The following is a 24,020-nucleotide window of genomic DNA, read 5'->3' on the forward strand; positions in this document are numbered from 1 at the left end:
TTTCACAACCCTTATCGCTTTCCCGCCATGTTCACGCTGTCCAACGACCCTACCGCCTCCAAGGCCGATCAATACGCGACGCTCGTCGAGCAGGCACGCGCGCTCGTCGAATCCGAACGCGACCTGACCGCGAACGCGGCGAATTTCTCCGCGCTCGTCTATCACTCGCTCGATCGCCTGAACTGGGCGGGCTTCTACTTCTTCGACGGCGCCGAACTCGTGGTCGGCCCGTTCCAGGGCAAGCCCGCGTGCGTACGGATCGCGCTCGGCAAGGGTGTGTGCGGCACCGCCGCGCAGACGCGCGAAACGCAGGTCGTGCGCGACGTGCACGACTTCCCCGGCCATATCGCTTGCGATGCGGCGTCGGAATCGGAAATCGTCGTGCCGCTGGTGGCCGGCGACGGCACGCTGATCGGCGTATGGGACGTCGACAGCCCGGTCGCCGCGCGCTTCGACGACGAAGACCGCCGTGGCATGGAAGCGCTGTGCCGCGTGTTCGTCGAACACGCGTGGCAGAAGGCGCGCGGTTAAGCTCGGCGGCGCCGCGGCGCTGGCCGCGGCAAGCGAAACGGGCTCCGCGAAGGAGCCCGTTTCATTGCAACGCCGCGCCGCCGTATGCGGCGCACGGTCGCCGTCAGGCCGCGTGCGTGCCGGAAAGCGCCGCGAACGCCTGCGGCTTCGCATCCTCGGTCAGCACCTCGACGCCCGTGTCCGTCACCACGACCATGTGCTCCCATTGCGCGGACAGCGAATGGTCCTTCGTGACGACCGTCCAGCCGTCGGCCAGCACCTGCGTATCGCGCTTGCCCGCATTCAGCATCGGCTCGATCGTGAAGATCATCCCCGGCCGCAGCGGCAGGCCGGTGCCCGGGCGACCGTAGTGCAGCACCTGCGGTTCGTCGTGATAGACGTCGCCGATGCCATGCCCGCAATATTCGCGCACCACGCTGAACCCCTCGCGATGGGCGACCTGCTGAATCGCATAGCCGACGTCGCCGAGCGTCGCGCCGGGGCGCACCGCGCGGATGCCGGCATGCATCGCCTCGTAGGTCGCCGCGACGAGCCGCCGCGCGAGCGCGTTCGGTTCGCCGACGAAATACATGCGGCTCGTATCGCCGAACCAGCCGTCCTTGATCACCGCGATGTCGAGGTTCACGATGTCGCCGTCGCGCATCGGCCGCGACGTCGGAATGCCGTGACAGACCACATGGTTGACCGACGTGCACAGCGTCTTCGGATAGCCGTGGTAGCCGATGTTCGCGGGAATCGCGCCCAATTCGTCGACGATGTATTCGCGGCAGCGCGCGTCCAGCTCGTCGGTGGTGACGCCCGGCTTCACGTGCTCGGTGATCATCGTCAGCACCTGCGACGCGAGCTTCGCGGCTTCGCGCGACTTGGCGATTTCCGCGGCACCGCGGATCGGGATTTCGCGTTTCGCCATTACGCCACCTGCTCGATGTGCTGCGCGACCGGTTCCGCCGGCCCCATGTCGCCGCCACGCGCCTCTGCCTCGATCAGCATCTTGCAGATGTCGCCATAGGACAGCGCCGGATTGAGTTCCGCCAGCATTCCGACGCGCAGCCAGTGTTCGGCCTGCGCGTTGATCGAACGGCTCAGCGCCGTGCTCGTCGAGCGCAGCCGTTCATGCATGTGCTCGGAAATCTTGATGATGCCCATATATCCCCAATTAAACGAAACGTAGCTGTTTCGTATATTACGCCGCGCATGGTGACCGGGCAAGCCGTTTGGCTTCCGCCCCTCTTCAACCTCCTCGGGGAATGCCGTTGACATCGAATTCCATCTTGCTGGAAAATAAATCCATCATGAAAGAATCAGCGATCCCTACGGCCGACGACGCCGGTATCAACGAGCGCATTGCCCGGCGCGTGCGAGACCTGCGCGCCGTTCGAGGCTACACGCTCGACGCGCTGGCCGCGCGTTCCGGCGTCAGCCGTTCGATGATCTCGCTTATCGAACGCGCGTCGGCCAGCCCGACGGCCGTCGTGCTCGACAAGCTCGCCGCCGGCCTCGGCGTGTCGCTCGCCGGGCTGTTCGGTGGCGACCGGGACGACGCGCCCGCGCAGCCGCTGGCCCGCCGCGCGCAGCAGGCCGAATGGCGCGACCCGGCGTCCGGCTATGTGCGACGCAACCTGTCGCCGGCCGGCTGGCCGTCGCCGCTCCAGCTCGTCGAGGTCGATTTCCCGCCCGGCGCGCGCGTCGCGTACGACAGCGGCGGGCGCGAAAGCGCGCTGCATCAGCAGGTGTGGATCATCAGCGGCCGCGTCGACGTCACGCTGGGCGATGCGCTTCACGAGCTTCGCGAAGGCGACTGCCTGGCCATGCGGCTCGACCGGCCGCTCATCTTCAGCAATCCGTCGTCGCATGCCGCGCGCTATGTCGTCGCGATCTGCGACGCATCCGCCGCCGTGCGGAGCGCGTGATGCGCACGGCGTGTGCGCAACCGATTTAGAGCCAACAGGAAGGAATCCATATGAACTCCCCGTCACAGCGCGACGACGTGCGCCTGATCGATTGCAGCGAGGCCGAACACGCAGCGGCGATTCTCGAGATCCTGAACGACGCGATCGTGAACTCGACCGCACTGTACGACTACCGGCCGCGGCCGCCGGAAGCAATGGTCGCGTGGTTCGCGACGAAGCGCGCGGGCGGCTTTCCGGTCTTCGGCGCCGTCGACGCAGCGGGCACGCTGCTCGGCTTCGCGAGCTGGGGGACGTTTCGCGCGTTCCCGGCGTTCAAGTACACGGTCGAACACAGTGTGTACGTGCGCAACGATCAGCGCGGTCGCGGGCTCGGCGAACTGCTGCTGCGCGAAGTCGTGCGCCGTGCGCGCGAAGCGCAGGTGCACGTGCTGGTCGGCTGCATCGACGCGACCAATGCCGGAAGCATCGCGCTGCATACGAAACTGGGATTCGTGCACGCGGGCACGATCGCCGAGGCGGGATTCAAGTTCGGCCGCTGGCTCGATGCGGCGTTCTATCAGTTGAAGCTCGAGACGCCGGTGCAGCCGGTGGATGGGTGATTGGTTGGCGGCCGTCGTATGCATCGTGCGCGATTGTTTCAAAGCGACGCGAAAAAAAGAAAAGCCTCGCCGAAGCGAGGCATTATCTCGTTTTACCTGGAGGCGCGAGGCGGAATCGAACCGACCTAAACGGTTTGCAGGCCGCGATGAGTTCCTTTACTTCAATTACTTATACGGTTTAACCGCCAAGGCAGCCGCTTCCTGAATGCGAGTCTTTGCATGGCGGCTTCACCATCTTCTACGCTACCTCCGATTGCGCTCAATCCTCGGCAACTTCTGCGCCCGAAATGACTCGGTGATGAAATCCACGAACGCGCGTGTTTTGGCCGGCAAGAGTTTTTGGTTCGAAAAATACAACGACAATGGCCCAGCATCGACATGCCAATCTTCCAGCACTCGCACCAGGGCGCCGCTGGCGAGGTGTGGCGCTGCATGTAGTAGCGAAACCACACCGACGCCAATACCCAGTAGAGCCGACCGACATACCGCATCGGGGTCGTTGACCAGCATCACTGGCTTTTCTGCTACGGCCATCTCGGTGCCGACCGAGTCGCGCATGACCCACGCGCGCTGACGACTGCTTAGAGGCGAACGCATCGTCACGCTTCCCAGTCTCGCGAGATCAGCGGGATCTTTCGGGGGACGTTTACCGACCATGAATGCCGGTGATGCCACCGCAATCAAATGAATCCGGCCCAACTCGCGAGCCACCATACCGGCAGGTAGCTCGAAACCGCCCCCAATTGCCACGTCGAATCCTTCCCCGATGAGATCCACCGGCCGGTTATCGAAAAACCAATCCGGCCTCACCTCAGGATAGCGTTCCAGGAAAGCAGGCATCAGCGGTAACAGATAGTCCATTCCGAAACCCGCTGGAACGCTCAGCTTCAGAACGCCCGAGGGTTTGGTGGCATTGACCATGAGATCCGCAATCGCACCCTGGATACTGTCGAGACCGCTCCGCACCGACAGCAGAAAGCGGTCGCCCGCTTCGGTGGGGGTCAGGCCGCGCGTGCTACGTTGAAACAGTTGGACGCCCAGGTTGCGCTCAAGGTGCGCAACGTTGCGGCTGACCGCTGCAGGCGTAAGCGCGAGCCTGCGTGCAGCCGCCGAAAAGCTTCCTGACTCTGCGCTCCGGACGAAGCATTCCAGGTTGGCAAGGCTTTCCATGATGGGCTTCAAATATTGATTGAAACTGATTCTACTTGCATTCAACTACCTGTAAAGGCTCAACGAGCATAAAGTCCCTCTACGAAATGACTTTCAACCAGAGGGAACCAGTATGAGTATCGCAATCATTGGGGCCGGCGCCATCGGCTCGGCCATCGCGCGCAATCTCGCTCGTAGTGGCATCTCGGCTTCCATTGCCAACAGCCGTGGACCGCAATCACTACAGGCACTGTCCAATGAACTCGGCCCCTATATCAGAGCCGTGAGCGTAAAAGAGGCCGCACGCGCCGACATCGTGTTTCTCGCGGTGCCTTGGGATCAGGTGGCGACTGTCTTGAAGGATCTCGGCCCGTGGAACGCCCGCGTTCTGGTCGACGCAAACAACGCGGTAGAAGTACGAATCGGTGTCGACAACGTACCGTCGTTCCATGCTATCGATTTTGGCGGTCGCGCTTCCAGCGAGCTAGTCGCGCAGTGGGCGCCTGGAGCAAGGGTTGTGAAGGCGTTCAACCATTTGAGTGCCGGGCCGCTGGCCTCTGGCCCCAAGGTTGACGGTGGTCGACGCGTGCTGTTCTTGGCCGGACAAGATGCTGATGCAAAGAAATCCGTCAGCGACCTGATCGTTCGCCTCGGTTTCGCGCCGGTCGATCTCGGTGGTGTGGACGAAGGTCGGCTTATCCAGTTTCCGGGTGGGCCGCTCGCAGTGATTAACCTCACCCAGCTGGATCAGTAACGACGAAGCGACGCAGAAAAAAGAAAAGCCCCGCCGAAGCGGGGCTTTTTCTGGAGGCGCGAGCCGGAGTCGAACCGGCCTAAACGGCTTTGCAGGCCGCTGCATAACCGCTTTGCTATCGCGCCAAAAGCGGACTGTCCGGATGCCGTGAGGCAAGCGACAGATTTTTATTCGAGGACCGGAAGTCCATCAAATAAAAAGGGAAGCGTGGCTTCCCCGTTACCTGGAGCGGGAGACGAGTCTCGAACTCGCGACCTCAACCTTGGCAAGGTTGCGCTCTACCAACTGAGCTACTCCCGCATTGTCCTGCATCTGCAGCGCTTCGCCGTACTACACGCTGCCAGAAAAATCTGGAGCGGGAGACGAGTCTCGAACTCGCGACCTCAACCTTGGCAAGGTTGCGCTCTACCAACTGAGCTACTCCCGCATGTGTCCTGCATCTGCAGCGCTTCGCCGTACTACACGCTGCCAGAGAAAATCTGGAGCGGGAGACGAGTCTCGAACTCGCGACCTCAACCTTGGCAAGGTTGCGCTCTACCAACTGAGCTACTCCCGCGTATCGCTACGCTACTGCTTCCCCGTCACACACTTACTTCGTCGTGCAGCGGAGAAGCGAGATTATGTCGAAGGCACATTCGTGTGTCAAGGGCTTTTCCAGCCCTTTTTACAAAAACCGCCGCCCATGCGGCGCGGATCACGCGCCGCCGCGCTCGCGGATCTGCGGCCATGCGAGCTTCATGTAGTACAGCATCGACCAGATGGTCAGCACCGCGGCGAGATACATCAGCCACTCGCCCCACACGCGCGTATCGATCGTCACGACGCCGAGCGGCAGCGGCCCGTAGAACAGCAGCATCGGAATCGCGACCATCTGGCATGCGGTCTTGAACTTGCCGAGTTGATTCACCGCGACGCTCTTCGACGCGCCGATCTGCGCCATCCATTCGCGCAGCGCCGAAATCGCGATCTCGCGACCGACGATCACGAGCGCGATCGCCGCGTCGACCCGCGAAATCTGCACGAGGATCAGCAGCGCGGCCGTCACCATCAGCTTGTCCGCCACCGGGTCGAGAAACGCGCCGAACGACGACGTCTGGTTCCACTTGCGGGCGAGAAAGCCGTCGAACCAGTCGGTCAGCGCGGCGAGGATGAAGATCGCCGCCGCCGCGAGATTGCGGTGCGCGCCGTCCATCACCGTGTCCGGCAGATAGAACACGCCGACGACGAGCGGAATCAGCACGATCCGTACCCACGTCAGGAAAATCGGGAAATTGAACGGCATGGCATGCGGGACAGTAAAGGATTCGCAATTGTGCCGTGTCGACCGGCCTGCCACAAGAATGCTGGCAAATGCCGCCGGCCGCACGGCCGCGTCAGTGAAGCTGCTTGTAGATCTGCTCGGCGAGCGCGTGCGAAATGCCCTCGACGCTCGCCAGCTCCTCGACACTCGCGGCCACCACGCCGCGCAATCCGCCAAAACGCGCGAGCAGCCGCTGCCGGCGCTTCGCGCCGACGCCCTCGAGCTCCTCGAGCCGCGACGTCTGCCGCGCCTTCGCCCGCTTCGCCCGCATGCCGGTGATCGCGAAACGGTGCGCCTCGTCGCGGATCTGCGCGACGAGCATCAGCGCGGCGCTCTCCTTGCCGAGTTCGAGCGGCGCGCGACCGTCCGCGAACACCAGCGTCTCGAGGCCGACCTTGCGCCCCTCGCCTTTCGCGACGCCAACCAGCATCGACGTGTCGAGGCCGAGCTCGGTGAACACCTGCCGTGCGATCTCGACCTGACCCTTGCCGCCGTCGATCAGCACGATGTTCGGCAGCAGGCTCGACGCCTCGGCCTGGCGCGTCGACTCGCCGTCGATGCCGGCCGCTTCGTCGGCGGCCGCCGCCTGCGCGGCCTGTTCCACCATCTTCTCGTAGCGGCGCGTGAGCACCTGCCGCATCGCCGCGTAATCGTCGCCCGGCGTGATGCCGGTGATGTTGTAGCGGCGATATTCGCTCGATTGCATCTTGTGATGGTGATAGACAACGCACGACGCCTGCGTCGCCTCGCCCATCGTATGGCTGATGTCGAAGCATTCGATCCGCAGCGTCGCGAGATCGTCGCTGTCGTAGCTGAGCGTGTCGGCCAGCGCACGCGTGCGCGCCTGCTGCGAGCCCTGCTCGGACAGCAGCCGCGCGAGCGCGAGCCGCGCGTTCTGCTCGGCCATCGACAGCCACGCGCGCCGCTGCCCCTGTGGCTGCCGCACCAGCGACACCTTGTGGCCAGCCTGCTCGGACAGCAGCTCCAGCAGGTCGCGGCTCGCGGGCGCATGACTGACGACGAGCACGGGCGGCACGCGATTGCCGAGATAGTGCTGCGCGATGAACGCATCGAGTACCTCGGCCTCGACCGACGCCGCCGCCGTGCCGCGCGCGCTGCCGGCCTCTTCCACAGGCTGGTCAGGCACCGTGTCGAGCGGCGCATCGACCGCTTCCGCCGGCTCGGCCTCGTCACCGAGACCGCCTTCGGCGAGCGTCAGCGCACTTTCGACGTGTGTCGGAAAATACGCCTTGTCCCCGAGGTGCCGGCCACCGCGGACCATCGCGAGGTTCACGCACACGCGTCCGCCCTGCGCGACGACGGCCAGGACGTCGACGTCGCGGTCGCTGCCGACCTCGATCGCCTGCTGGTGCAGCACCGTCGCAAGTGAGCTCATCTGATTGCGCACGGCTGCCGCCTGCTCGAATTTCAGCTCGGCCGCGAACGCGTGCATCTTCTGCTCGAGCTCCTTCATCACTTCGGACTGCCTGCCAAGCAGGAACCGCGCGGCGTTCGACACGTCGACCGCGTAATCCTCGTCGGAGATCGCGCCGACGCACGGCGCCGTGCAGCGCCCGATCTGGTGCAGCAGGCACGGCCGCGTGCGGTTGTTGAAGACCGAATCCTCGCAGGTGCGCAACTGAAACACACGCTGCAGGATCTGGATGCTCTCGCGCACCGCCCACGCGCTCGGGAACGGCCCGAAATACTGGTTCTGCTTGTCGACCGAGCCGCGGTAGTAGGCCATCCGCGGAAAGCGGTGCGCGGTGAGCTTGAGGTACGGATACGACTTGTCGTCGCGAAACAGGATGTTGTAACGCGGCGCGAGCGCCTTGATCAGGTTGTTCTCGAGCAGCAGCGCTTCGGCTTCCGAGCGCGTGACGGTGGTTTCGATGCGCGCGATGCGCGTGACCATCATCGCGATGCGCGGCGACAGTTGCGTCTTCGTGAAATAGCTCGACACGCGCTTTTTCAGGTCGCGCGCCTTGCCGACGTAGAGGACGGCGCCCGCCGTGTCGTAATAGCGATAGACACCCGGCATGTGCGGCAACTGCGCAAGGATCTTCTTCGGTTCGAACGGGGTATCGGAGGCTTCTGGGGATGTCATGCGTGATCCGGGCGCCTTGTAACGCGGAACGGGTCTATTAGAATCGTCAGTTTAGAGCATTCACCGGCTTGCTTCGATGCCACGCTCCTCCGCTGCCCCCCTCTCCGCCGTGCCGCTCGCGCCGGGCGAACCGATCGCCTGCGACCTCTTCTGCACGGTGATCGACAATTTCGGCGACATCGGCGTGTGCTGGCGCGTCGCGCGCCAGCTCGCGCACGAGCACGGCTGGCAGGTTCGCCTGTTCGTCGACGACCTGCACACGTTCGCACGCCTGCTGCCGCAGGTCGATCCCGGCGCGACGCGGCAGACGGTCGACACGATCGTGATCGAGCACTGGCATGCGGAAGTCGGCGATGCGCTGGAAATCGCCGACGTCGTGATCGAGGCGTTCGCGTGCGAGCTGCCCGGCGCGTATCTCGCGGCGATGGCGCGGCGCGCGCGGCGCCCCGTGTGGATCAACCTCGAATACCTGAGCGCCGAGGACTGGGTCGCCGATTTCCATTTGCGGCCATCGCCGCATCCACGCTACCCGCTGCTGAAGACGTTCTTCTTCCCGGGCCTGTCGGCCGGCACGGGCGGCGTGCCGAAAGAGCGCGACCTCGACGCGCGCCGCACGGCCTTCGACACCGATCCGGCAGCACGCGCCGCGTGGTGGCAGCGCGCGACCGGCGGCGCGCCGCCGGCGCCCGGCACGACGGTCGTCAGCCTGTTCGCCTACGAAAACCCGGCCGTCGACGCGCTGCTTGCGCAATGGCGCGACGGCCCGTCGCCGGTCGTCGCGCTCGTGCCGGCCGGACGTCTGTCGCCCGCCGTCGCCCATTTTTTCGGGGTCGAATCGTTCGCGGCGGGCACACGGGTGCGCAGCGGCAACCTGACCGCCCATGGTCTCGCGTTCGTTCCGCAGGCCGACTACGACCCGCTGCTGTGGGTCGCCGATTTCAATTTCGTCCGCGGCGAGGATTCGTTCGTCCGCGCACAGTGGGCGCGCAAGCCGTTTGCGTGGCACATCTACCCGCAAGCCGACGACGCGCACCTGCCGAAGCTCGACGCCGCGCTCGCGCACCTGTCGGCCGGTCTCGCCGATGCGCCGCGCGCAGCGCTCGAGCGGTTCTGGCATGCCTGGAACGGCGCCGGCATACCCGACTGGGCCGATTTATGGCAGCACCGCGCCGCACTCGACGCCAATGCAGCCCGCTGGGCCGACGCGCTCGCGACCGTCGGCGATCTCGCCGGAAAGCTGGCGGAATACGCAAAATCTCAGTTAAAATAAGCGGTTATCCGACGGCTGACCATGCAAGCGCTCGCGTTTGAGCTTGGGGGGCCCACCGGAACGCATCTGCTTGGCGCCTCACCCGTTGTGCAACGCTCAGGCACCTATTTATTCGATTGGATCAGGACAGTTTTTTATGAAGACCGCACAGGAACTCCGCGTAGGCAACGTCGTGCAGATCGGCAGCGACGCATGGGTCATCGCCAAGACGGAATACAACAAGTCGGGCCGTAACGCCGCCGTCGTCAAGATGAAGATGAAGAACCTGCTGACGAACGCAGGCCAGGAATCGGTCTACAAGGCCGACGACAAGTTCGACGTCGTCGTGCTCGATCGCAAGGAAGTGACGTACTCGTACTTCGCCGACCCGATGTACGTGTTCATGGACGCCGACTACAACCAGTACGAAGTCGAAGCCGAAATGATGGGCGAAGCGCTGAACTACCTCGAAGACGGCATGGCTTGCGAAGTCGTGTTCTACAACGAGAAGGCGATCTCGGTCGAACTGCCGACGATCCTCGTTCGCGAAATCACCTACACGGAACCGGCCGTCAAGGGCGACACGTCGTCGGGCAAGGTGCTGAAGAACGCGAAGCTGGCGACCGGCTTCGAACTGCAAGTGCCGCTGTTCTGCAACACCGGCGACAAGATCGAAATCGATACGCGCACGAACGAATACCGCAGCCGCGCGTAATCGTCAGCGATACCCGCATCGAACAAAGCGCCCTTCGGGGCGCTTTTTGTTTGTCTGGCGCCAACAGCTACCACGAGCCAGAGCCATAAGCAGCACAAAAGCCACCGGTAAAGATATTCAATTTGTATCATCGGTAACTGTTTTATAGCGCCGGAGAAATAATGCGCGTGATGCGTTCGGCGGGGCATAAAATCAATCTTTAATCCGACATGCGGCTGCGGCCCGCTGGCCGACAGCCCGCCTCTCTTGACTCGACTCGCGTCCACCATGCCACACGCCCTGATTGTCGAAGACGATCCCAACAGCCTGTCAGGCCTCACCGCACTGCTCGCCGCAGACGGCTTCTCGGTCGACACGGCCACGTCGCTCGCCGAAGCGCGCACGGCGCTCGGCCGCTCGATTCCCGACGTCGTGCTCGTCGACCTGAACCTGCCGGACGGCAGCGGGTTCGACCTGCTCCAGCACCTGCCGCAGCAACAGCCGAACGGCTCGCTGCCGGTGATCGTGCTGACGGGCAACGCGACGGTCGAGAGCGCCATCGAGGGCCTGCGCCACGGCATCTGGGACTATCTGCTGAAGCCGATCAACATTCCGCGCCTGCGCAGCCTGCTCGCGCGGATCCCCCGCCCGTACGAACTGATCGACGAAGTGCAGTCGCTGCGTGCGTCGCTGCGCCATCTCGGCCGCTTCGGCGCACTGGTGGGCCGCAGCGATGCGATGCAGCACGTGTACGACATGATCGAGCACAACGCCCGCACCGAAACGGCCGTGCTGTTCTCGGGCGAAGCCGGCACCGGCAAGAAGCTGGCGGCGCGCACGCTGCACGAACTGAGCCGGCGCCGCAAGGGGCCGTTCGTCTCGTTCGACTGCCGCATGCTCGCGCAGGCCGGCCGGCACGGCGCGTCGCTCGACAGCGTGCTGTTCGGCCATGAACGCGGCGCGTTCGACGGCGCCGAGCGCCGCGAATCGGGCCTGTTCGAGCAGGCCGGCGGCGGCACGCTGTTCCTCGACGAAATCACCGCGCTGCCGCTCGTGCTGCAGGAAGCGCTGCTGCACGCGCTCGATTCGCAGAACTTCATGCGGATCGGCGGCACGAGCCCGATCACCAGCGATTTCCGGCTGATCGCGGCCACGCGCCGCCCGGCGCGCGAAGCGGTGGCGAACGGCACGCTGCGCGAGGATCTGTGGCTGCGCCTCGACGCGGCGTCGATCACGATGCCGCCGCTACGCGAGCGCGACGGCGACGCGCTCGCGATCGCGGACGCGCAGATCGACGAACTGAACCGCGAAGCGCGCGCAACCGGCCGCAGCACGACCGACAAGCGGGCGGCGCCGGGTTTCGTGCGCGAATGCCTGTCCTACGAATGGCCGGGCAACGTGCGCGAGTTGCAGGAGCGCGTGCGCTTCGCGTACGACGCATCGGGCGACTTCATCGAGACGCTGCGCGCGGGCGAAGCCAGCTTCTCCGCCGGCGCCGCGCTGAATGGCAGCAGCGTGCAGATCAAGGTCGGCACGCCGCTGTCCGACGTCGAGGATCTGCTGATCCGCGCGACGCTCGACGCGGTCGGCGGTACGCGCCACCGCGCGGCTACGCTGCTCGGCATCAGCCCGAAGACGCTGTACAACAAGCTGCAGCGGATGAAGGTGAACTGAGCGGGCGGCCCTGAATGCGGGCGCTGACGGGATCTGACCGTTAGTTGCGTATCGCCTAAGCTCGTCCCGGCGACTGCCCTGATCGGGCGGTCGCGACCCGCAAAAAAAGCCGCGCTATTGCGCGGCTTTCTGTTTGAGGCGACCCAAACGGCGCGATGCGCGCCGTCCGTGGCCGCTTACGCCAGCGCGCTGCTCAACAGCGCCTGCGCCTGCAGATACTCGGGCTGCGCGACCAGCTTCTCCCACTTGAGCGCCTTGCCGCGCGCACGCATCCGCTTGATGCGCCGCACCGACTCGGCCGAGGCCCGCGCCTTCAATCCGTTCAGCACGACTTCGGCCGCGTCCGGCTGGTTGCAGACGAGCACCATGTCGCAACCGGCGGCGAGCGCGGCGTCGGCTGCCTGCGTGAGCGTGCCGCCTTCGCGCGCCGCCTCCATCGACAGGTCGTCGCTGAAGATCGCGCCCGTGAAGCCGAGCTTCCCGCGCAGGATGTCCTGCAACCACACGCGCGAAAACCCGGCCGGCCGCTTGTCGACCTGCGTGTAGATCACGTGCGCCGGAATCACCGCGGACAGCGACAGCCCGAGCCAGTCGTACGGCGCGACGTCCTGCTCGACGATCGCATCGAGCGTGCGATCGTCGGTCGGCAGCGCGACGTGCGAATCGGCCTCCGCGAAGCCGTGCCCGGGGAAATGCTTGCCGCAGTTCGCCATGCCGGCGAGCGACAGCCCGTGGTTCAGGCTCTTCGCGAGCAGCGTGACGACGCGCGGGTCGCGATGGAACGCACGATCGCCGATCACCTTCGAGTGCCCGTAGTCGAGATCGAGCACCGGCGTGAAGCTCATGTCGATCCCGCACGCGCGCAATTCGGCAGCCAGGATGTAGCCGACAGCGGTCGCGACCTTCGTCGCGAGCAGCACGTCGCGATCCCACAGTTCGCCGAGGCGGCGCATCGCGGGCAGCACCGTGAAGCCGTCGGTGCGGAACCGCTGCACGCGCCCGCCTTCGTGATCAACCGCGATCAGGATGTCTTCGCGCACCGCGCGGATCGAATCGGTCAGCGCGGTCAGTTGCGCACGATTCTGGAAGTGCCGCGCGAACAGGATCACGCCGCCGGTATTCGGATGCGCGAGGCGCCGCGCATCGTCGCGCGACAGGGTCGTGCCGACGACGTCGAGCATGACCGGGCCGGGAGTCGTTTTCATCGAATCGGGAATTCCGTCAGGAGGGGGTTCGGGAAACAGGTCCGGGAGCAGGCGCGGCGTCCGTTTCGGCGATCACGAACGACACCGCGTAGTCGCGTTCGTCACTGACCGTCACGCGCGCCGTGATGCCGCGAGCGACCAGCCAGTCGGCCAGCTCGCCCGAAGCGACCACGTACGGCTCGCCGCTCGGATGGTTGAGCGTCTGCAGTGCGCGCCACGTCATCGGCCAGTGCATGCCGAGTCCGATTGCCTTCGAAAACGCTTCCTTCGCGGAGAAGCGCGTCGCGAGAAACGCGATGCCGCGCGCCTCGGAGCGGGCGCGCCGCGCGTGGAACATGCGCAGCTCGTCGGGGCCGAGCACCTTCTCGGCAAACCGGCCGCCCGTGCGTTCGAGCACCGCCGCGACGCGGCTCACCTGCGCGATGTCGGTACCGATGCCGTAGATCGCCATGTCAGTCTCCGCCGGGGTGGCCCGGCGAGGCCGGGTCAAGTGCGTCGCAAACGGCGTGCGGGGCGCGGCGGCCTCGCATCTCAGCGCGCGCCGCCGTGCAGCGCGGCGACGCGTGCGGCGACCATGATCGCCTTCATCTCGCGCACCGCGTTGTCCCAGCCCGCGAAGATCGCGTGCGCGACGATCGCGTGACCGATGTTCAACTCGACGATACCGTCGATCGCGGCAATCTGCTGCACGTTCGTGTAGTGCAGCCCGTGGCCCGCATTGACCTTCAGGCCGAGCTGCGCGCCGGCCTGCACGCCCGCGACGATACGCTCGTATTCGCGCTGCTGCTCGGCCTGGTCGTGCGCTTCGGCGTAGCGGCCCGTATGCAGCTCGATCACCGGCGCGCCCGCTTCGTGCGCGGCGCGGATCTGCGTGTCGTCCGGGTCGATGAACAGCGACACGCGCACGCCCACGTCGGCGAGCTGCTTGCACGCCGCGCGCACGGCCTCGAAATGGCCGGCGACATCGAGACCGCCTTCGGTCGTCAGTTCCGCGCGCTTCTCCGGTACGAGGCACGCATCGTGGGGACGCACTTCGCACGCGATGTCGAGCATCTCCGCCGTCACCGCGCATTCGAGGTTCATGCGCGTCTTCAGCAGCGGGCGCAGTTCGCGCACGTCGGCGTCGACGATGTGACGACGATCCTCGCGCAGGTGCAGCGTGATCGCGTCCGCGCCCGCCTCTTCGGCGGCGAGCGCCGCGCGGACCGGATCGGGATAGCGCGTGCCGCGCGCATTGCGCAGCGTCGCGACGTGGTCGATGTTCACGCCGAGGTCGATGGCGGTGGGCGTTGTCAGGAAGAAGCTCATAGGTTTTGCAGGTCGATCAGGATCTGACGCGTGGCGAGCGGCGTGCCGCCGAGATAGGTGTTCAGCAGGAAGCGCATCAGCGTCTTGCTTTGCGCAACCGTCTGGGCTCGATGGTAATCGTCCTGCTCCATGTCGAGCAACGTCTGTCCGGTGATGACCGGCCAGTGCGACGGCACGTCGTCGTCCGCATTGCGCACGCCGCGCTCGGGATCGAACACGTAGCGGCGCTCGGGCTCGACCGCGCGGCGCGCGACCGTGCGGTTCAGCGCCATCGCATACCCGGTCTCGCGCAGCAGCACACGCTCGAACGAGCGCAGCACCTGCACCGCGGGCTCGCCGTGCGCGAGGCGCGTGAGGGTCAGCACGTAATGATTGAACAGCGGCGGCTGGGGATCCTCGCGCGCGCAGAATTTCACGAGCAGCTCGTTCGCGTAGAAACCGCACAACAGCCCGTCGCCGCTTAGCGGCAGCATCCCGCCAACCCACTCGGCGCCCGTCAGCGTGCGCACCTCGGATTTGCCGGACCACGACAGCAGCAACGGCTGGAAGGTCTGCAATACGCCGCGCAACGCCGAGTGCGGGCGCTTCGCGCCCTTTGCGACGAGCGCGAGCCGGCCGTGGTCGCGCGTCAGCACATCGACGATCAGGCTCGTTTCCCGATACGGATAGCTGTGCAGCACGAACGCCGGCTGCTCGGCGACGCGGAAATCGGACGTGCGAGACGCCGCGCGCCGCACCTTGCGCGGCGGTTCGGGCGGTGCCGGCAACGGCGCGTCGTTCGCGCCGGCGCTCACCGCGTCTTCGGTCGACGTCAGCGCGTCATTCGTACCCATAGGCACGCAGCCCCGCCTCGTTGTCGGCCCAACCGCTCTTCACCTTCACGAAGGTTTCGAGGTAGACGGGGCCGTCGAACAGCTTCTCCATGTCCATCCGCGCCTCGGTGCTGATCTGCTTGAGCTTCTCGCCCTTCTTGCCGATCACCATCGCCTTGTGCGAATCGCGCTCGACGAGGATCGTCGCGAAGATGCGCTTCAGGCGGCCCTCTTCCTCGAACTTGTCGATCAGCACGGTGCTCGTGTACGGCAGTTCGTCGCCGGTCCAGCGGAATACCTTCTCGCGCAGGATTTCGGCCGCGAGAAAACGCGAGCTACGGTCGGTCAGCTCGTCCTCGCCGTAGATCGGCTCGCCTTCCGGCAGGTACGGCTTGATCGTATCCAGCAGGCGCTTGATGTCTTCCGGCCGCTGCGCCGACAGCGGCACGAGCTCGGTGAATTCGCGCAGTTCGCTCACCTTCTGCATGAACGGGAACAGCGACGCCTTGTCGTTCACGCGGTCGATCTTGTTCGCGATCAACAGCGTCGGCATGCCGGGCGGGATCAGGTCGAGCACCTTCTGGTCGTCGGGCCCGAAGCGGCCGGCCTCGATCACGAACAGGATCACGTCGACCGACGTCAGCGTCGACGTGACCGCGCGGTTCAGCGAACGGTTCAGCGCGGTGCTGTGACGCGTCTGGAAGCCAGGCGTGTCGACGAACACGAATTGCGCGTCGTCGAACGTGTTGATGCCGGTGATGCGGTGACGGGTCGTCTGCGCCTTGCGCGACGTGATGCTGATCTTCTGGCCGACGAGTGCGTTCATCAACGTCGACTTGCCGACGTTCGGGCGGCCCACGATCGCGATCATGCCGCAACGGAAACCGGTAGGAGCGGGAGTGTTCATATCGTTTGGGAGACAGGTTCGGAAACGGCCGCGCGGCGCGCGGCACGATCGATGGGCAATTCAGTGGCCGGCATCGGCCACGCGCGCCTGCGCGGCAGCAAGACTCGCGCCGCCAGGCGGCGCATCGGCGTCGGGCGCCGCGGCATCGCGTGCGCGCGCCGGCGTGCGCGCGGCGGAGTCGGCACTCGCGGAAGCCTTGTCAGCCGACGACGCTGCCGAATCGGCTGCGTGACCGGCCGGCTTGTCGGCTGCGCGCGACGCGGCTTCGGCAGGTTTTTCTGCAGCCTTGTCGGGCCGCTCGGCCGGTTTGTCGGCCACCTTGTCGGTCGCCGGCTTCGCCGCCCGCTCGCCCTTGTCCGTGGCAGGCTCGACATGCGCCGCGCGAATCGCCGCCATCGGCGCGACGGCCGGCTCGCCCGTGGCCGCAGCCGCAGCGGTTGCAGCCGGCGCCGCGCCGGCCGCCCTGGCCTCGCGCGCCGCCGCACGTTCCTTGCGCTCCGGCGAGCGCAGGTCGAGCGCTTCCTGCACGCCCTTCACGCCCGGCACGATCTCGGGTTCGACATGCTTGGACCCGCGTGCGTTTTTCGAGCGCTTCGGCTTCGCGGCCAGCATCGGCGCGGCCGCCATCACTTCGTCGAGCGCCTTCTTCGCAGCGGCCTGCTCGGCCGCGCGCCGGCTCGCGCCGGAACCCGATACCTTCACGTCGAGCTTCGGCACCGTGCACTCGACCTCGAACTGCTGATTGTGCGCCGCACCATGCGTCGCGACGACCGTATAGGTCGGCAGCGCGATCTTGTGCCCCTGCAAGTATTCCTGCAGCAGCGTCTTCGCGTCCTTGCCGAGCGTGCGCGGATCGATGTGGTCGAGAATCGGGATGTAGAGCCGCTTGATGACCCCTTGGGCGGCTTCGAAGCCGCCATCGAGGAATACGGCCCCGATGATGGCTTCGAACGCGTCCGCGAGGATCGACGGGCGGCGGAATCCGCCGCTGCGCAGCTCGCCCTCGCCGAGCCGCAGGCCGTCCGAGATATTCAGGGCCTGAGCGATTTCGTACAACGACTGCTGCTTGACGAGGTTGGCGCGTACGCGCGACAGATCACCTTCGTCCAGCTTGCCGAAACGCTGGAACAAAAGGGCGGCCACCGCGCAATTCAGAACGGAATCGCCGAGAAACTCGAGCCGTTCGTTGTGCGTGGCGCTGTGACTGCGATGGGTCAAAGCCTGGCGCAACAATTCCGCATTGCGAAATTCGTAGCGCAGCCGGCTTTCCAACTGGGATAGGGGCATGTGCAGGAGTATAACGCGGGCGCCCGGTCGGGCCGAAACGGCACGGCCGGACGCGAAAAGGCGTGTCGAGGCGGTGTTACCGCCGGTTCTTAAAGTAGTTCGGCAATACGCGACGCGGCCCGTGCGTCGTGTATTGCGTGTGAATCGAATGCGATCAGTTGAAGGAACCGATGCGCTTCAGGTCGCCGAAGTTCATCCAGATGAAGAACGCGCGGCCGACGATGTTCCGGTCCGGCACGAAACCCCAGTAGCGGCTGTCCGCGCTGTTGTCGCGGTTGTCGCCCATCATGAAGTAGTGACCGGGCGGCACCTTGCAGATCACGCCGCGGCTGTTGTACGTGCAGTTGTCGCGATACGGATAGTCGTATGCGCCCATCACGAACGGCGGCACGGCCGGGTTGTTGAGGATCGCGTTCTTCTTGTTGCCGATCGTTTCCTCGAACTGCTTCGCGTAATTCTGGCGCTCGTCGTCGAAGAAATCGGGCAGCGGCGTTTCGGGCACCGGCTGGCCGTTGATCGTGAGCTGCTTGTCCTGATACGCGATCGTGTCGCCCGGCAGGCCGATCACGCGCTTGATGTAATCGACCGACTCGTCCTTCGGATAGCGGAACACGACGACGTCGCCGCGCGACAGCGGGCTGCCCTGCGTGATCTTCGTGTTCGTGACCGGCAGGCGCAGCCCGTACTCGAACTTGTTGACGAGGATGAAGTCGCCGACGAGCAGCGTCGGCACCATCGAGCCCGACGGAATCTTGAACGGCTCGACGACGAACGAACGCACGACGAACACGGCCAGGATCACCGGGAAGAAGCTCGCCGTGTACTCGAGCCACCACGGCTGGCGCAGCTTTTCGTCACGCAGCTTCGAACGCGTCTGCGCTGCATTTTCGTCCGCGAAACGCTTGTCGATGCGCGACTGCTGGCGATCGAACTCCTCGATCGCCGAGTCGGCCGCCTTGCGACGCCGCGGCAGGAACACCAGTTTGTCCAGCACCCACGCTACGCCCGTCACGACGACGAGCACAAAAAGAATCAGCGCAAAATTCATAAAGGATCAGTCCTGTTATTTGTCTTCGACGCGCAAGATCGCGAGGAACGCCTCCTGCGGGATCTCGACCGAACCCACCTGCTTCATGCGTTTCTTACCTTCTTTCTGCTTCTCGAGCAGTTTCTTCTTCCGCGTGATGTCGCCGCCGTAGCACTTCGCGAGCACGTTCTTGCGGAGCGCCTTGATGTTCTCGCGCGCGACGATGTGCGCACCGATCGCGGCCTGGATCGCCACGTCGTACATCTGGCGCGGGATGATCTCGCGCATCTTCGCGGCGACTTCGCGGCCGCGATATTGCGATTGCGACCGGTGCACGATGATCGACAGCGCGTCGACCTTGTCGCCGTTGATCAGCATGTCGACCTTCACGACGTCCGACGAACGGTACTCCTTGAACTCGTAATCCATCGACGCATAGCCGCGCGATACCGACTTCAGGCGATCGAAGAAGTCGAGCACGATCTCGGCCATCGGGATCTCGTACGTGAGCTGCACCTGGCGGCCGTGATACTGCATGTTGATCTGCGAGCCGCGCTTCTGCTCGCACAGCGTGATCACCGAGCCGACGTAATCCTGCGGCATGTACAGGTTCACGGTGACGATCGGCTCGCGCACTTCGGCGATGCGGCCGGGCTCCGGCATCTTCGCCGGATTCTCGACCATGATCGTCGAGCCGTCGCTCTGCACGACCTCGTAGACGACCGTCGGCGCGGTCGTGATGAGATCCATGTCGAACTCGCGCTCGAGCCGCTCCTGTACGATTTCCATGTGCAGCAGCCCGAGGAAGCCGCAACGGAACCCGAAACCGAGCGCCTGCGACACTTCCGGCTCGTACTGCAGCGATGCGTCGTTCAGCTTGAGCTTCTCGAGCGATTCGCGCAGCGCGTCGTACTGGTTCGCCTCGACCGGATACAGCCCCGCGAACACCTGCGGCTTCACTTCCTTGAAGCCCGGCAGCGGCTCGGCAGCGGCCTTGGTCGCGTGCGTGACGGTATCGCCGACTTTCGCGGCCGTCAGTTCCTTGATGCCCGCGATGATGAAGCCCACCTGCCCGGCCGACAGCGACTCGAGATTGCGCGACTTCGGCGTGAATACGCCAACGTGCTCGACCGGATACTGCGCGCCGGTCGCCATCATCTTGATCTTGTCCTTCGGACGCAGCGTGCCGTTGACGATGCGCACGAGCATCACGACGCCGACGTAGTTGTCGAACCACGAATCGATGATCAGCGCCTGCAGCGGCGCGGCCGGATCGCCCTTCGGCGGGGGCACCTTCGCGATCAGCGACTCGAGCACGTCCTCGACGCCGAGGCCCGTCTTCGCGCTGCAGCGCGTCGCGTCGGTCGCGTCGATGCCGATCACGTCCTCGATTTCCTCGATCGCGTTCTCGGGGTTCGCGGCCGGCAGGTCGATCTTGTTCAGCACGGGCACGACCTCGACGCCGAGCTCGATCGCCGTGTAGCAGTTCGCGACCGTCTGCGCCTCGACGCCTTGACTCGCGTCGACGACCAGCAGCGCGCCTTCGCACGCGGACAGCGAACGGCTGACCTCGTACGAGAAGTCGACGTGCCCCGGCGTGTCGATCAGGTTCAGGTTGTAGACCTTGCCGTCGCGTGCGCGATAGGACAACGCGGCAGTCTGCGCCTTGATCGTGATGCCGCGCTCGCGCTCGATATCCATCGAGTCGAGCACCTGCGCTTCCATTTCACGGTCGGCGAGGCCGCCGCATACCTGGATGATGCGATCCGCGAGCGTCGACTTGCCATGGTCGATGTGGGCGATGATCGAGAAATTGCGAATATGATCCATTCAGTGCCGATCAAGCGAAAAAGGCGCGCTCACGACTGCGGAGCACGCCTTGTAAGTCGGTGAAAAAACGGCTTATTTTAGCCGAAAAGGCTTACGCCGGGCGGGATTTCGGACGCCCTGCCACGCGGGAGCCCGGCCGAGCCGACCGCCGGATCGTGCCCCGTGCGAAGCGGCGCCGGCCCGCGGCGGGCCCGGTTCAGCGCCGGGCCGCCAGCGCGTCGCGCACCCGCGCGTCGTCGAACCGGTGGCGGCACACTTCCGCGCCGTCCAGCAGCAGCACGGGCACGTCCTCGTCGTAACGCGCGACGAGCGCAGCATCGGTGTCGATGTCGATGTAGTCGACCGCGACGCCGAATTCGGCCGCCACCGGCGCCAGTGCGTCGCGCATGTCGTCGCACAGGTGGCACCAGCCGCGGCCGTAGAGCGTGAACATCGGCGCGTTACTTCTGGCGCGGCCGCACGGGCACGAACTGCGTGTTGTCGCCACGCCGCACGAGCACCGCGACCGCCTTCTGCGGATCGAGCTGCGCGGTCACGTCCGCGAACTGCTTCGCGCTCGTGATGTCGGTGTCGCCCACCCGCAGCACGATGTCGCCGCGCTGCAGGCCCGCACGGGCGGCCGGGCCGTCGACGCCGTCGATCTGCACGCCGTTCTTCAACTTCAGCGTCTTCATCTGCTCCGCCGTCAGGTCGCTGACCGTCAGGCCGAGCGAATTGGTCTGGCGCGGCTTCTGCGGTGCATTCTTGCGCTGCTCGGCCTTCGCCGTCGACTCGGCCGGCGTCTCGGCGATCGTGATCGGCAGATCGCGCGCCTGGCCCTTGCGCCACACGCTGACCGTCGCCTTCGTGCCAGGCTTCGTGTCGCCGACCATGCGCGGCAGATCCGACGCCGCATCGACCGGACGGCCGTTGAACTTCAGGATAATGTCGCCCGGCTGGATGCCGGCCTTGTCGGCGGGGCCGCCCGGCTCGACGCTGCTGACGAGCGCGCCTTCGGCCTTCGGCAGCCCGATCGAATCGGCCACGTCCTTCGTCACCTCGCCGATCGCCACTGCGATGCGGCCGCGCGTGACCTTGCCCGTCGCCTTCAGCTGGTCGGCCACGCGCATCGCCTCGTCGATCGGAATCGCGAACGAAATGCCCATGAAGCCGCCGGTCCGGCTGTAGATCTGCGAGTTGATGCCGATCACCTCGCCCTGCATGTTGATCAGCGGGCCGCCCGAGTTGCCGGGGTTCACGGCGACGTCGGTCTGGATGAACGGCAGGTAGTCGCCCGTGTTGCGGCTCTTCGAGCTGACGATGCCGGCCGTGACCGTGTTGTCGAGGCCGAACGGCGACCCGATCGCGACGACCCATTCGCCGACGCGCACCTTGTTCGAATCGCCGATCGCGACGACCGGCAGGTTCGACGCCTGGATCTTGACGACCGCGACGTCCGTACGGTCGTCGACGCCGATCAGCTTCGCCTTGAATTCGCGCTTGTCGGTCAGCGTCACGTAAATGGTGTCCGCATCGTCGACGACGTGCGCATTGGTCATCACGTAACCGTCGGCCGACACGATGAAGCCCGAGCCGACGCCGCGGTTCTGCTCGGTGTCGGGCGGATTGTCCGGCGCCGGCGCGTTCTTCGGGTTGCCGCCGTTGCCGCCGCCGTTACCGGGCGCCTGCGGCAGCGGAATGCCGAAGAAGCGCCGGAAGAATTCGGACATGTCGCCGTTGTCGAAGCCGGGCGGGAGCATCCCGCGCGGGCCGCTCGTCGGCACGTTGGCGGTGGTCCGGATGTTCACGACGGCCGGGCCGACCTTCTCGACCAGATCGGCAAAGTCGGGCAGGCTGGCAGCGGGAGCCGTCACAGCGAACGCGGTATGCGGCACGAGCGGCAGGCAGGCAGACAGCGCCGCCGCCGCGAGCCATTTGCGCAGCGTGAGTTTCATCATGTCGGAAGCCGTAGCGTTACTTGGAAGCCTTGTATTCTATGGCAGACGCGAACTGCTGCAACGTGGCCGGCGGCACTTCGCCGAGCACGGTGATCCAGTAGTCGCCGCGGCGCTTCACGAGAACGTGCGTCGCACCGGTGCTGCCCGCGCCTTCCTTGCGCGTATTCTTTTCGGCCGGCTCGATGAAAACCGAGATCGTCGCGAGGCCGTCGGTGAAGACGGCCTGATCGACCGGGATCGGCGGATCGCCCGCATCGCGCGCGGCCATCGGCCGGCGCACTTCACGAATCTTCTGGAAGCCGGCGACGCTCGGCGCAAGCTGCCAGCCCTGCGCCTCCATGTCGACCGCCGCGACCGGCGGGCGCACGACCGTCCAGCCGCTCAGATTGCGCATGCCGGCTGCAATCGCGCCCTTGTCGCCGCTTGCGCCGCCCGTCTGCAGTTGCGAGAACGCGATCTGTTCGAGCACGTGATCGTTCGCGTCGAGCGTCTGCGAACGCAGTAGCAGCCCGGTGCGCGCGTCGGCCCACAGCTTGTACGTGAAACGATACGCATCTTTCGGCACGAGCTCGACGACCTGCGCGTCGATCCCGGCCACACGGTCCTTGCCGAGCGACTTCGCATCGTAGACGGACATCACGTGCTCGCCGCTCGCGCCGAGCAGCGCGGGGAACGAGTCGCGCGTCTGGCGGCGTTCGACCACGCACAGCTTGCGCTCGGGCACGAACGTATATAGCTCGTCGTTGTGCCGCAGCAGCTTGCGCGGCTTGCCGTCGAGCGTCTCGATCCGCTCGAACTCGCCGTCGCGGGACGAGACGTGCGCGATGCGCGACGACTGCACGTACCCACCGCGCTGGTAGACGAACGTACCTTCGTAGCTCTGCTGCTGCGCCGCCTGCTGGACGCGGTCGAGCCAGTCAGCGGCGCCCTTGCGGGTCGCGACGGGATCGTCCGGTTGCTGGGCGCTGGCGGGAAGGGATTGAACGGACAACAGGGCGGCTGCGCAAAGCAAAAGGGCCGGCAGCCGCTTCCATCCGGAGATGGCGTGATTCAACTGCAATGTCCGCATCGGGGTTATTGGCCTGGCGTGGTGGTCACGGCAGCGCGGATCAGCGGCATCGAACCCGTGACGACGGGCTGCTGCGCGAATTGCTGGTGCGCTTCAAGGTATTGGTCGAGGCTGGCGTCGCGAATGATGTTGACGTCCTGCAGGCCCGGCTGGGTCGATGCCTGCGCAACCGTCACGCGCTGCAGGTTGCCGTTCTGCGGCGCGCCTGCCGATGCGACCTGGACGGCGCCCGGGGCGCCGGCCGTCTGCATCTGCGGGACGACGATCCACGTCAGCGTGGCGGCCGCGGCGGCCACCGCGAACGCGGGCACGACGCGGCGGCGCAGCGACAGCAGCTTGCGTGCGACCGGCGCGGCCGCCGGCGCCAGCAGGTGCGGCTCGCTTTCGAGCGCAGCCGACATGCGCGCGGTGAACGCGACGCTCAGCGCGGGCGACAGCGCGAGCTCGTCCGAGCGCAGCGCATCGCCGATCAAGTGGTACTGGGCCCATACGGCGCGATCCGCGCGGTCGAGTTCAGCCAGAAACTGCCCGTGATCCGGGCCGTCGAACATTTCGCCGTCGACCAGCGCGGAAATGCGCTCGCCGCGCGAGCACGCCTGCGATTGCGTATTGACCGACCCCATGATGCTCCCCATCTTGCACACCCCGTCGTGACTTCACGACTCTATCCG

Annotated in this window: 24 protein-coding genes and 4 tRNA genes; 7 read left to right on the forward strand and 21 right to left on the reverse strand. The window is 65.7% G+C overall.

Annotated features, from left to right (window positions below):
* Positions 1 to 27 precede the first annotated feature (27 nt).
* Positions 28 to 531, forward strand: a complete 504-nt coding sequence (locus WS61_RS16470; RefSeq protein WP_059501555.1) for a GAF domain-containing protein — start codon at positions 28 to 30, stop codon at positions 529 to 531.
* A 103-nt stretch (positions 532 to 634) separates the two neighbouring features.
* On the opposite strand, the gene map is transcribed toward WS61_RS16470, so the two are convergent.
* Together map and WS61_RS16480 are read right to left on the reverse strand one after the other, a co-directional pair.
* A complete protein-coding gene (gene map / locus WS61_RS16475; protein WP_059501557.1) occupies positions 635 to 1,441 on the reverse strand; it encodes a type I methionyl aminopeptidase in 807 nt (268 codons plus the stop codon).
* A complete protein-coding gene (locus tag WS61_RS16480) occupies positions 1,441 to 1,677 on the reverse strand; it encodes a ParD-like family protein (RefSeq protein WP_059501559.1) in 237 nt (78 codons plus the stop codon). Before WS61_RS16480 ends, map begins: the two co-directional genes overlap by 1 nt.
* Before the next feature lie 146 nt (positions 1,678 to 1,823).
* Here WS61_RS16480 and WS61_RS16485 point away from each other — a divergent pair, with 146 nt between their 5' ends.
* On the forward strand, positions 1,824 to 2,441 hold the full coding sequence (locus tag WS61_RS16485; RefSeq protein ID WP_059501561.1) for a helix-turn-helix domain-containing protein: 618 nt from the start codon (positions 1,824 to 1,826) through the stop codon (positions 2,439 to 2,441).
* A 50-nt stretch (positions 2,442 to 2,491) separates the two neighbouring features.
* Positions 2,492 to 3,040, forward strand: coding sequence for a GNAT family N-acetyltransferase (locus tag WS61_RS16490; protein ID WP_034206794.1), 549 nt, complete (start codon positions 2,492 to 2,494; stop codon positions 3,038 to 3,040).
* A gap of 243 nt (positions 3,041 to 3,283) precedes the next feature.
* On the opposite strand, the gene WS61_RS16495 is transcribed toward WS61_RS16490, so the two are convergent.
* The gene (locus tag WS61_RS16495) at positions 3,284 to 4,210 is read right to left on the reverse strand and encodes a LysR family transcriptional regulator (protein ID WP_059501563.1); all 927 of its coding nucleotides are present in this window, start codon (positions 4,208 to 4,210) and stop codon (positions 3,284 to 3,286) included.
* A 112-nt stretch (positions 4,211 to 4,322) separates the two neighbouring features.
* Between WS61_RS16495 and WS61_RS16500 the strand changes: the two genes are divergently transcribed.
* On the forward strand, positions 4,323 to 4,943 hold the full coding sequence (locus WS61_RS16500) for an NADPH-dependent F420 reductase (RefSeq protein WP_059501565.1): 621 nt from the start codon (positions 4,323 to 4,325) through the stop codon (positions 4,941 to 4,943).
* Positions 4,944 to 4,994: 51 nt separating this feature from the next.
* Here the strand turns inward: WS61_RS16500 and WS61_RS16505 are convergent.
* The 6 genes from WS61_RS16505 to uvrC form a co-directional block, all read right to left on the reverse strand.
* Positions 4,995 to 5,068: transfer RNA gene (locus WS61_RS16505), tRNA-Cys, on the reverse strand.
* 99 nt (positions 5,069 to 5,167) lie between these two features.
* Positions 5,168 to 5,243: transfer RNA gene (locus WS61_RS16510), tRNA-Gly, on the reverse strand.
* A 51-nt stretch (positions 5,244 to 5,294) separates the two neighbouring features.
* A tRNA-Gly gene (locus WS61_RS16515) sits at positions 5,295 to 5,370 on the reverse strand.
* A gap of 53 nt (positions 5,371 to 5,423) precedes the next feature.
* Positions 5,424 to 5,499, reverse strand: a tRNA-Gly gene (locus tag WS61_RS16520).
* A 138-nt stretch (positions 5,500 to 5,637) separates the two neighbouring features.
* Complete coding sequence (gene pgsA / locus WS61_RS16525; RefSeq protein WP_059501566.1) at positions 5,638 to 6,225, reverse strand: CDP-diacylglycerol--glycerol-3-phosphate 3-phosphatidyltransferase; 588 nt, start codon at positions 6,223 to 6,225, stop codon at positions 5,638 to 5,640.
* Between the two features lie 91 nt (positions 6,226 to 6,316).
* Entirely contained in the window at positions 6,317 to 8,350 is a 2,034-nt protein-coding gene (gene uvrC / locus WS61_RS16530) for an excinuclease ABC subunit UvrC (RefSeq protein ID WP_059501568.1), read from the reverse strand.
* 76 nt (positions 8,351 to 8,426) lie between these two features.
* Here uvrC and earP point away from each other — a divergent pair, with 76 nt between their 5' ends.
* The 3 genes from earP (at position 8,427) to WS61_RS16545 (ending at position 11,967) form a co-directional block, all read left to right on the forward strand.
* Complete coding sequence (earP, locus tag WS61_RS16535; protein WP_059501570.1) at positions 8,427 to 9,620, forward strand: elongation factor P maturation arginine rhamnosyltransferase EarP; 1,194 nt, start codon at positions 8,427 to 8,429, stop codon at positions 9,618 to 9,620.
* Between the two features lie 136 nt (positions 9,621 to 9,756).
* Positions 9,757 to 10,314, forward strand: coding sequence for an elongation factor P (efp, locus tag WS61_RS16540; protein WP_034206788.1), 558 nt, complete (start codon positions 9,757 to 9,759; stop codon positions 10,312 to 10,314).
* Between the two features lie 267 nt (positions 10,315 to 10,581).
* Positions 10,582 to 11,967 carry a sigma-54 dependent transcriptional regulator gene (locus tag WS61_RS16545; protein WP_059501572.1) on the forward strand — a complete coding sequence of 462 codons (1,386 nt, stop codon included), beginning with the start codon at positions 10,582 to 10,584 and terminating at the stop codon, positions 11,965 to 11,967.
* Positions 11,968 to 12,143: 176 nt separating this feature from the next.
* Here WS61_RS16545 and nagZ read toward each other — a convergent pair whose 3' ends face one another.
* From nagZ to WS61_RS16605, 12 genes are all read right to left on the reverse strand, one after another.
* On the reverse strand, positions 12,144 to 13,172 hold the full coding sequence (gene nagZ / locus WS61_RS16550) for a beta-N-acetylhexosaminidase (RefSeq protein ID WP_059501573.1): 1,029 nt from the start codon (positions 13,170 to 13,172) through the stop codon (positions 12,144 to 12,146).
* 16 nt (positions 13,173 to 13,188) lie between these two features.
* A complete protein-coding gene (acpS, locus tag WS61_RS16555) occupies positions 13,189 to 13,623 on the reverse strand; it encodes a holo-ACP synthase (RefSeq protein WP_059501575.1) in 435 nt (144 codons plus the stop codon).
* 80 nt (positions 13,624 to 13,703) lie between these two features.
* A complete protein-coding gene (pdxJ, locus tag WS61_RS16560; protein ID WP_059501577.1) occupies positions 13,704 to 14,480 on the reverse strand; it encodes a pyridoxine 5'-phosphate synthase in 777 nt (258 codons plus the stop codon).
* Positions 14,477 to 15,313, reverse strand: coding sequence for a DNA repair protein RecO (gene recO, locus WS61_RS16565; RefSeq protein ID WP_059501578.1), 837 nt, complete (start codon positions 15,311 to 15,313; stop codon positions 14,477 to 14,479). The genes pdxJ and recO overlap by 4 nt, the downstream gene beginning before the upstream one ends.
* The gene (gene era / locus WS61_RS16570) at positions 15,300 to 16,199 is read right to left on the reverse strand and encodes a GTPase Era (protein ID WP_034206782.1); all 900 of its coding nucleotides are present in this window, start codon (positions 16,197 to 16,199) and stop codon (positions 15,300 to 15,302) included. The genes recO and era overlap by 14 nt, the downstream gene beginning before the upstream one ends.
* A gap of 60 nt (positions 16,200 to 16,259) precedes the next feature.
* A complete protein-coding gene (gene rnc / locus WS61_RS16575; protein ID WP_059501580.1) occupies positions 16,260 to 17,486 on the reverse strand; it encodes a ribonuclease III in 1,227 nt (408 codons plus the stop codon).
* Between the two features lie 154 nt (positions 17,487 to 17,640).
* Positions 17,641 to 18,534 (reverse strand): signal peptidase I, encoded by an 894-nt coding sequence (gene lepB / locus WS61_RS16580; RefSeq protein WP_059501582.1) that lies wholly within the window; start codon positions 18,532 to 18,534, stop codon positions 17,641 to 17,643.
* Between the two features lie 15 nt (positions 18,535 to 18,549).
* Positions 18,550 to 20,343, reverse strand: coding sequence for a translation elongation factor 4 (lepA, locus tag WS61_RS16585; RefSeq protein ID WP_059501585.1), 1,794 nt, complete (start codon positions 20,341 to 20,343; stop codon positions 18,550 to 18,552).
* A 196-nt stretch (positions 20,344 to 20,539) separates the two neighbouring features.
* Positions 20,540 to 20,776, reverse strand: a complete 237-nt coding sequence (locus WS61_RS16590) for a glutaredoxin family protein (RefSeq protein ID WP_006476497.1) — start codon at positions 20,774 to 20,776, stop codon at positions 20,540 to 20,542.
* A gap of 7 nt (positions 20,777 to 20,783) precedes the next feature.
* Positions 20,784 to 22,280: a DegQ family serine endoprotease gene (locus tag WS61_RS16595; protein WP_059501587.1), complete on the reverse strand. Its 1,497-nt coding sequence runs from the start codon at positions 22,278 to 22,280 to the stop codon at positions 20,784 to 20,786.
* 16 nt (positions 22,281 to 22,296) lie between these two features.
* Positions 22,297 to 23,349 carry a MucB/RseB C-terminal domain-containing protein gene (locus WS61_RS16600; RefSeq protein WP_059501589.1) on the reverse strand — a complete coding sequence of 351 codons (1,053 nt, stop codon included), beginning with the start codon at positions 23,347 to 23,349 and terminating at the stop codon, positions 22,297 to 22,299.
* A gap of 5 nt (positions 23,350 to 23,354) precedes the next feature.
* Entirely contained in the window at positions 23,355 to 23,972 is a 618-nt protein-coding gene (locus tag WS61_RS16605) for a sigma-E factor negative regulatory protein (protein WP_059501590.1), read from the reverse strand.
* Between the last annotated feature and the right edge of the window lie 48 nt (positions 23,973 to 24,020).

Source organism: Burkholderia sp. ABCPW 11, assembly GCF_001523445.1.
In the GTDB taxonomy this organism is placed as follows: Bacteria; Pseudomonadota; Gammaproteobacteria; order Burkholderiales; family Burkholderiaceae; genus Burkholderia.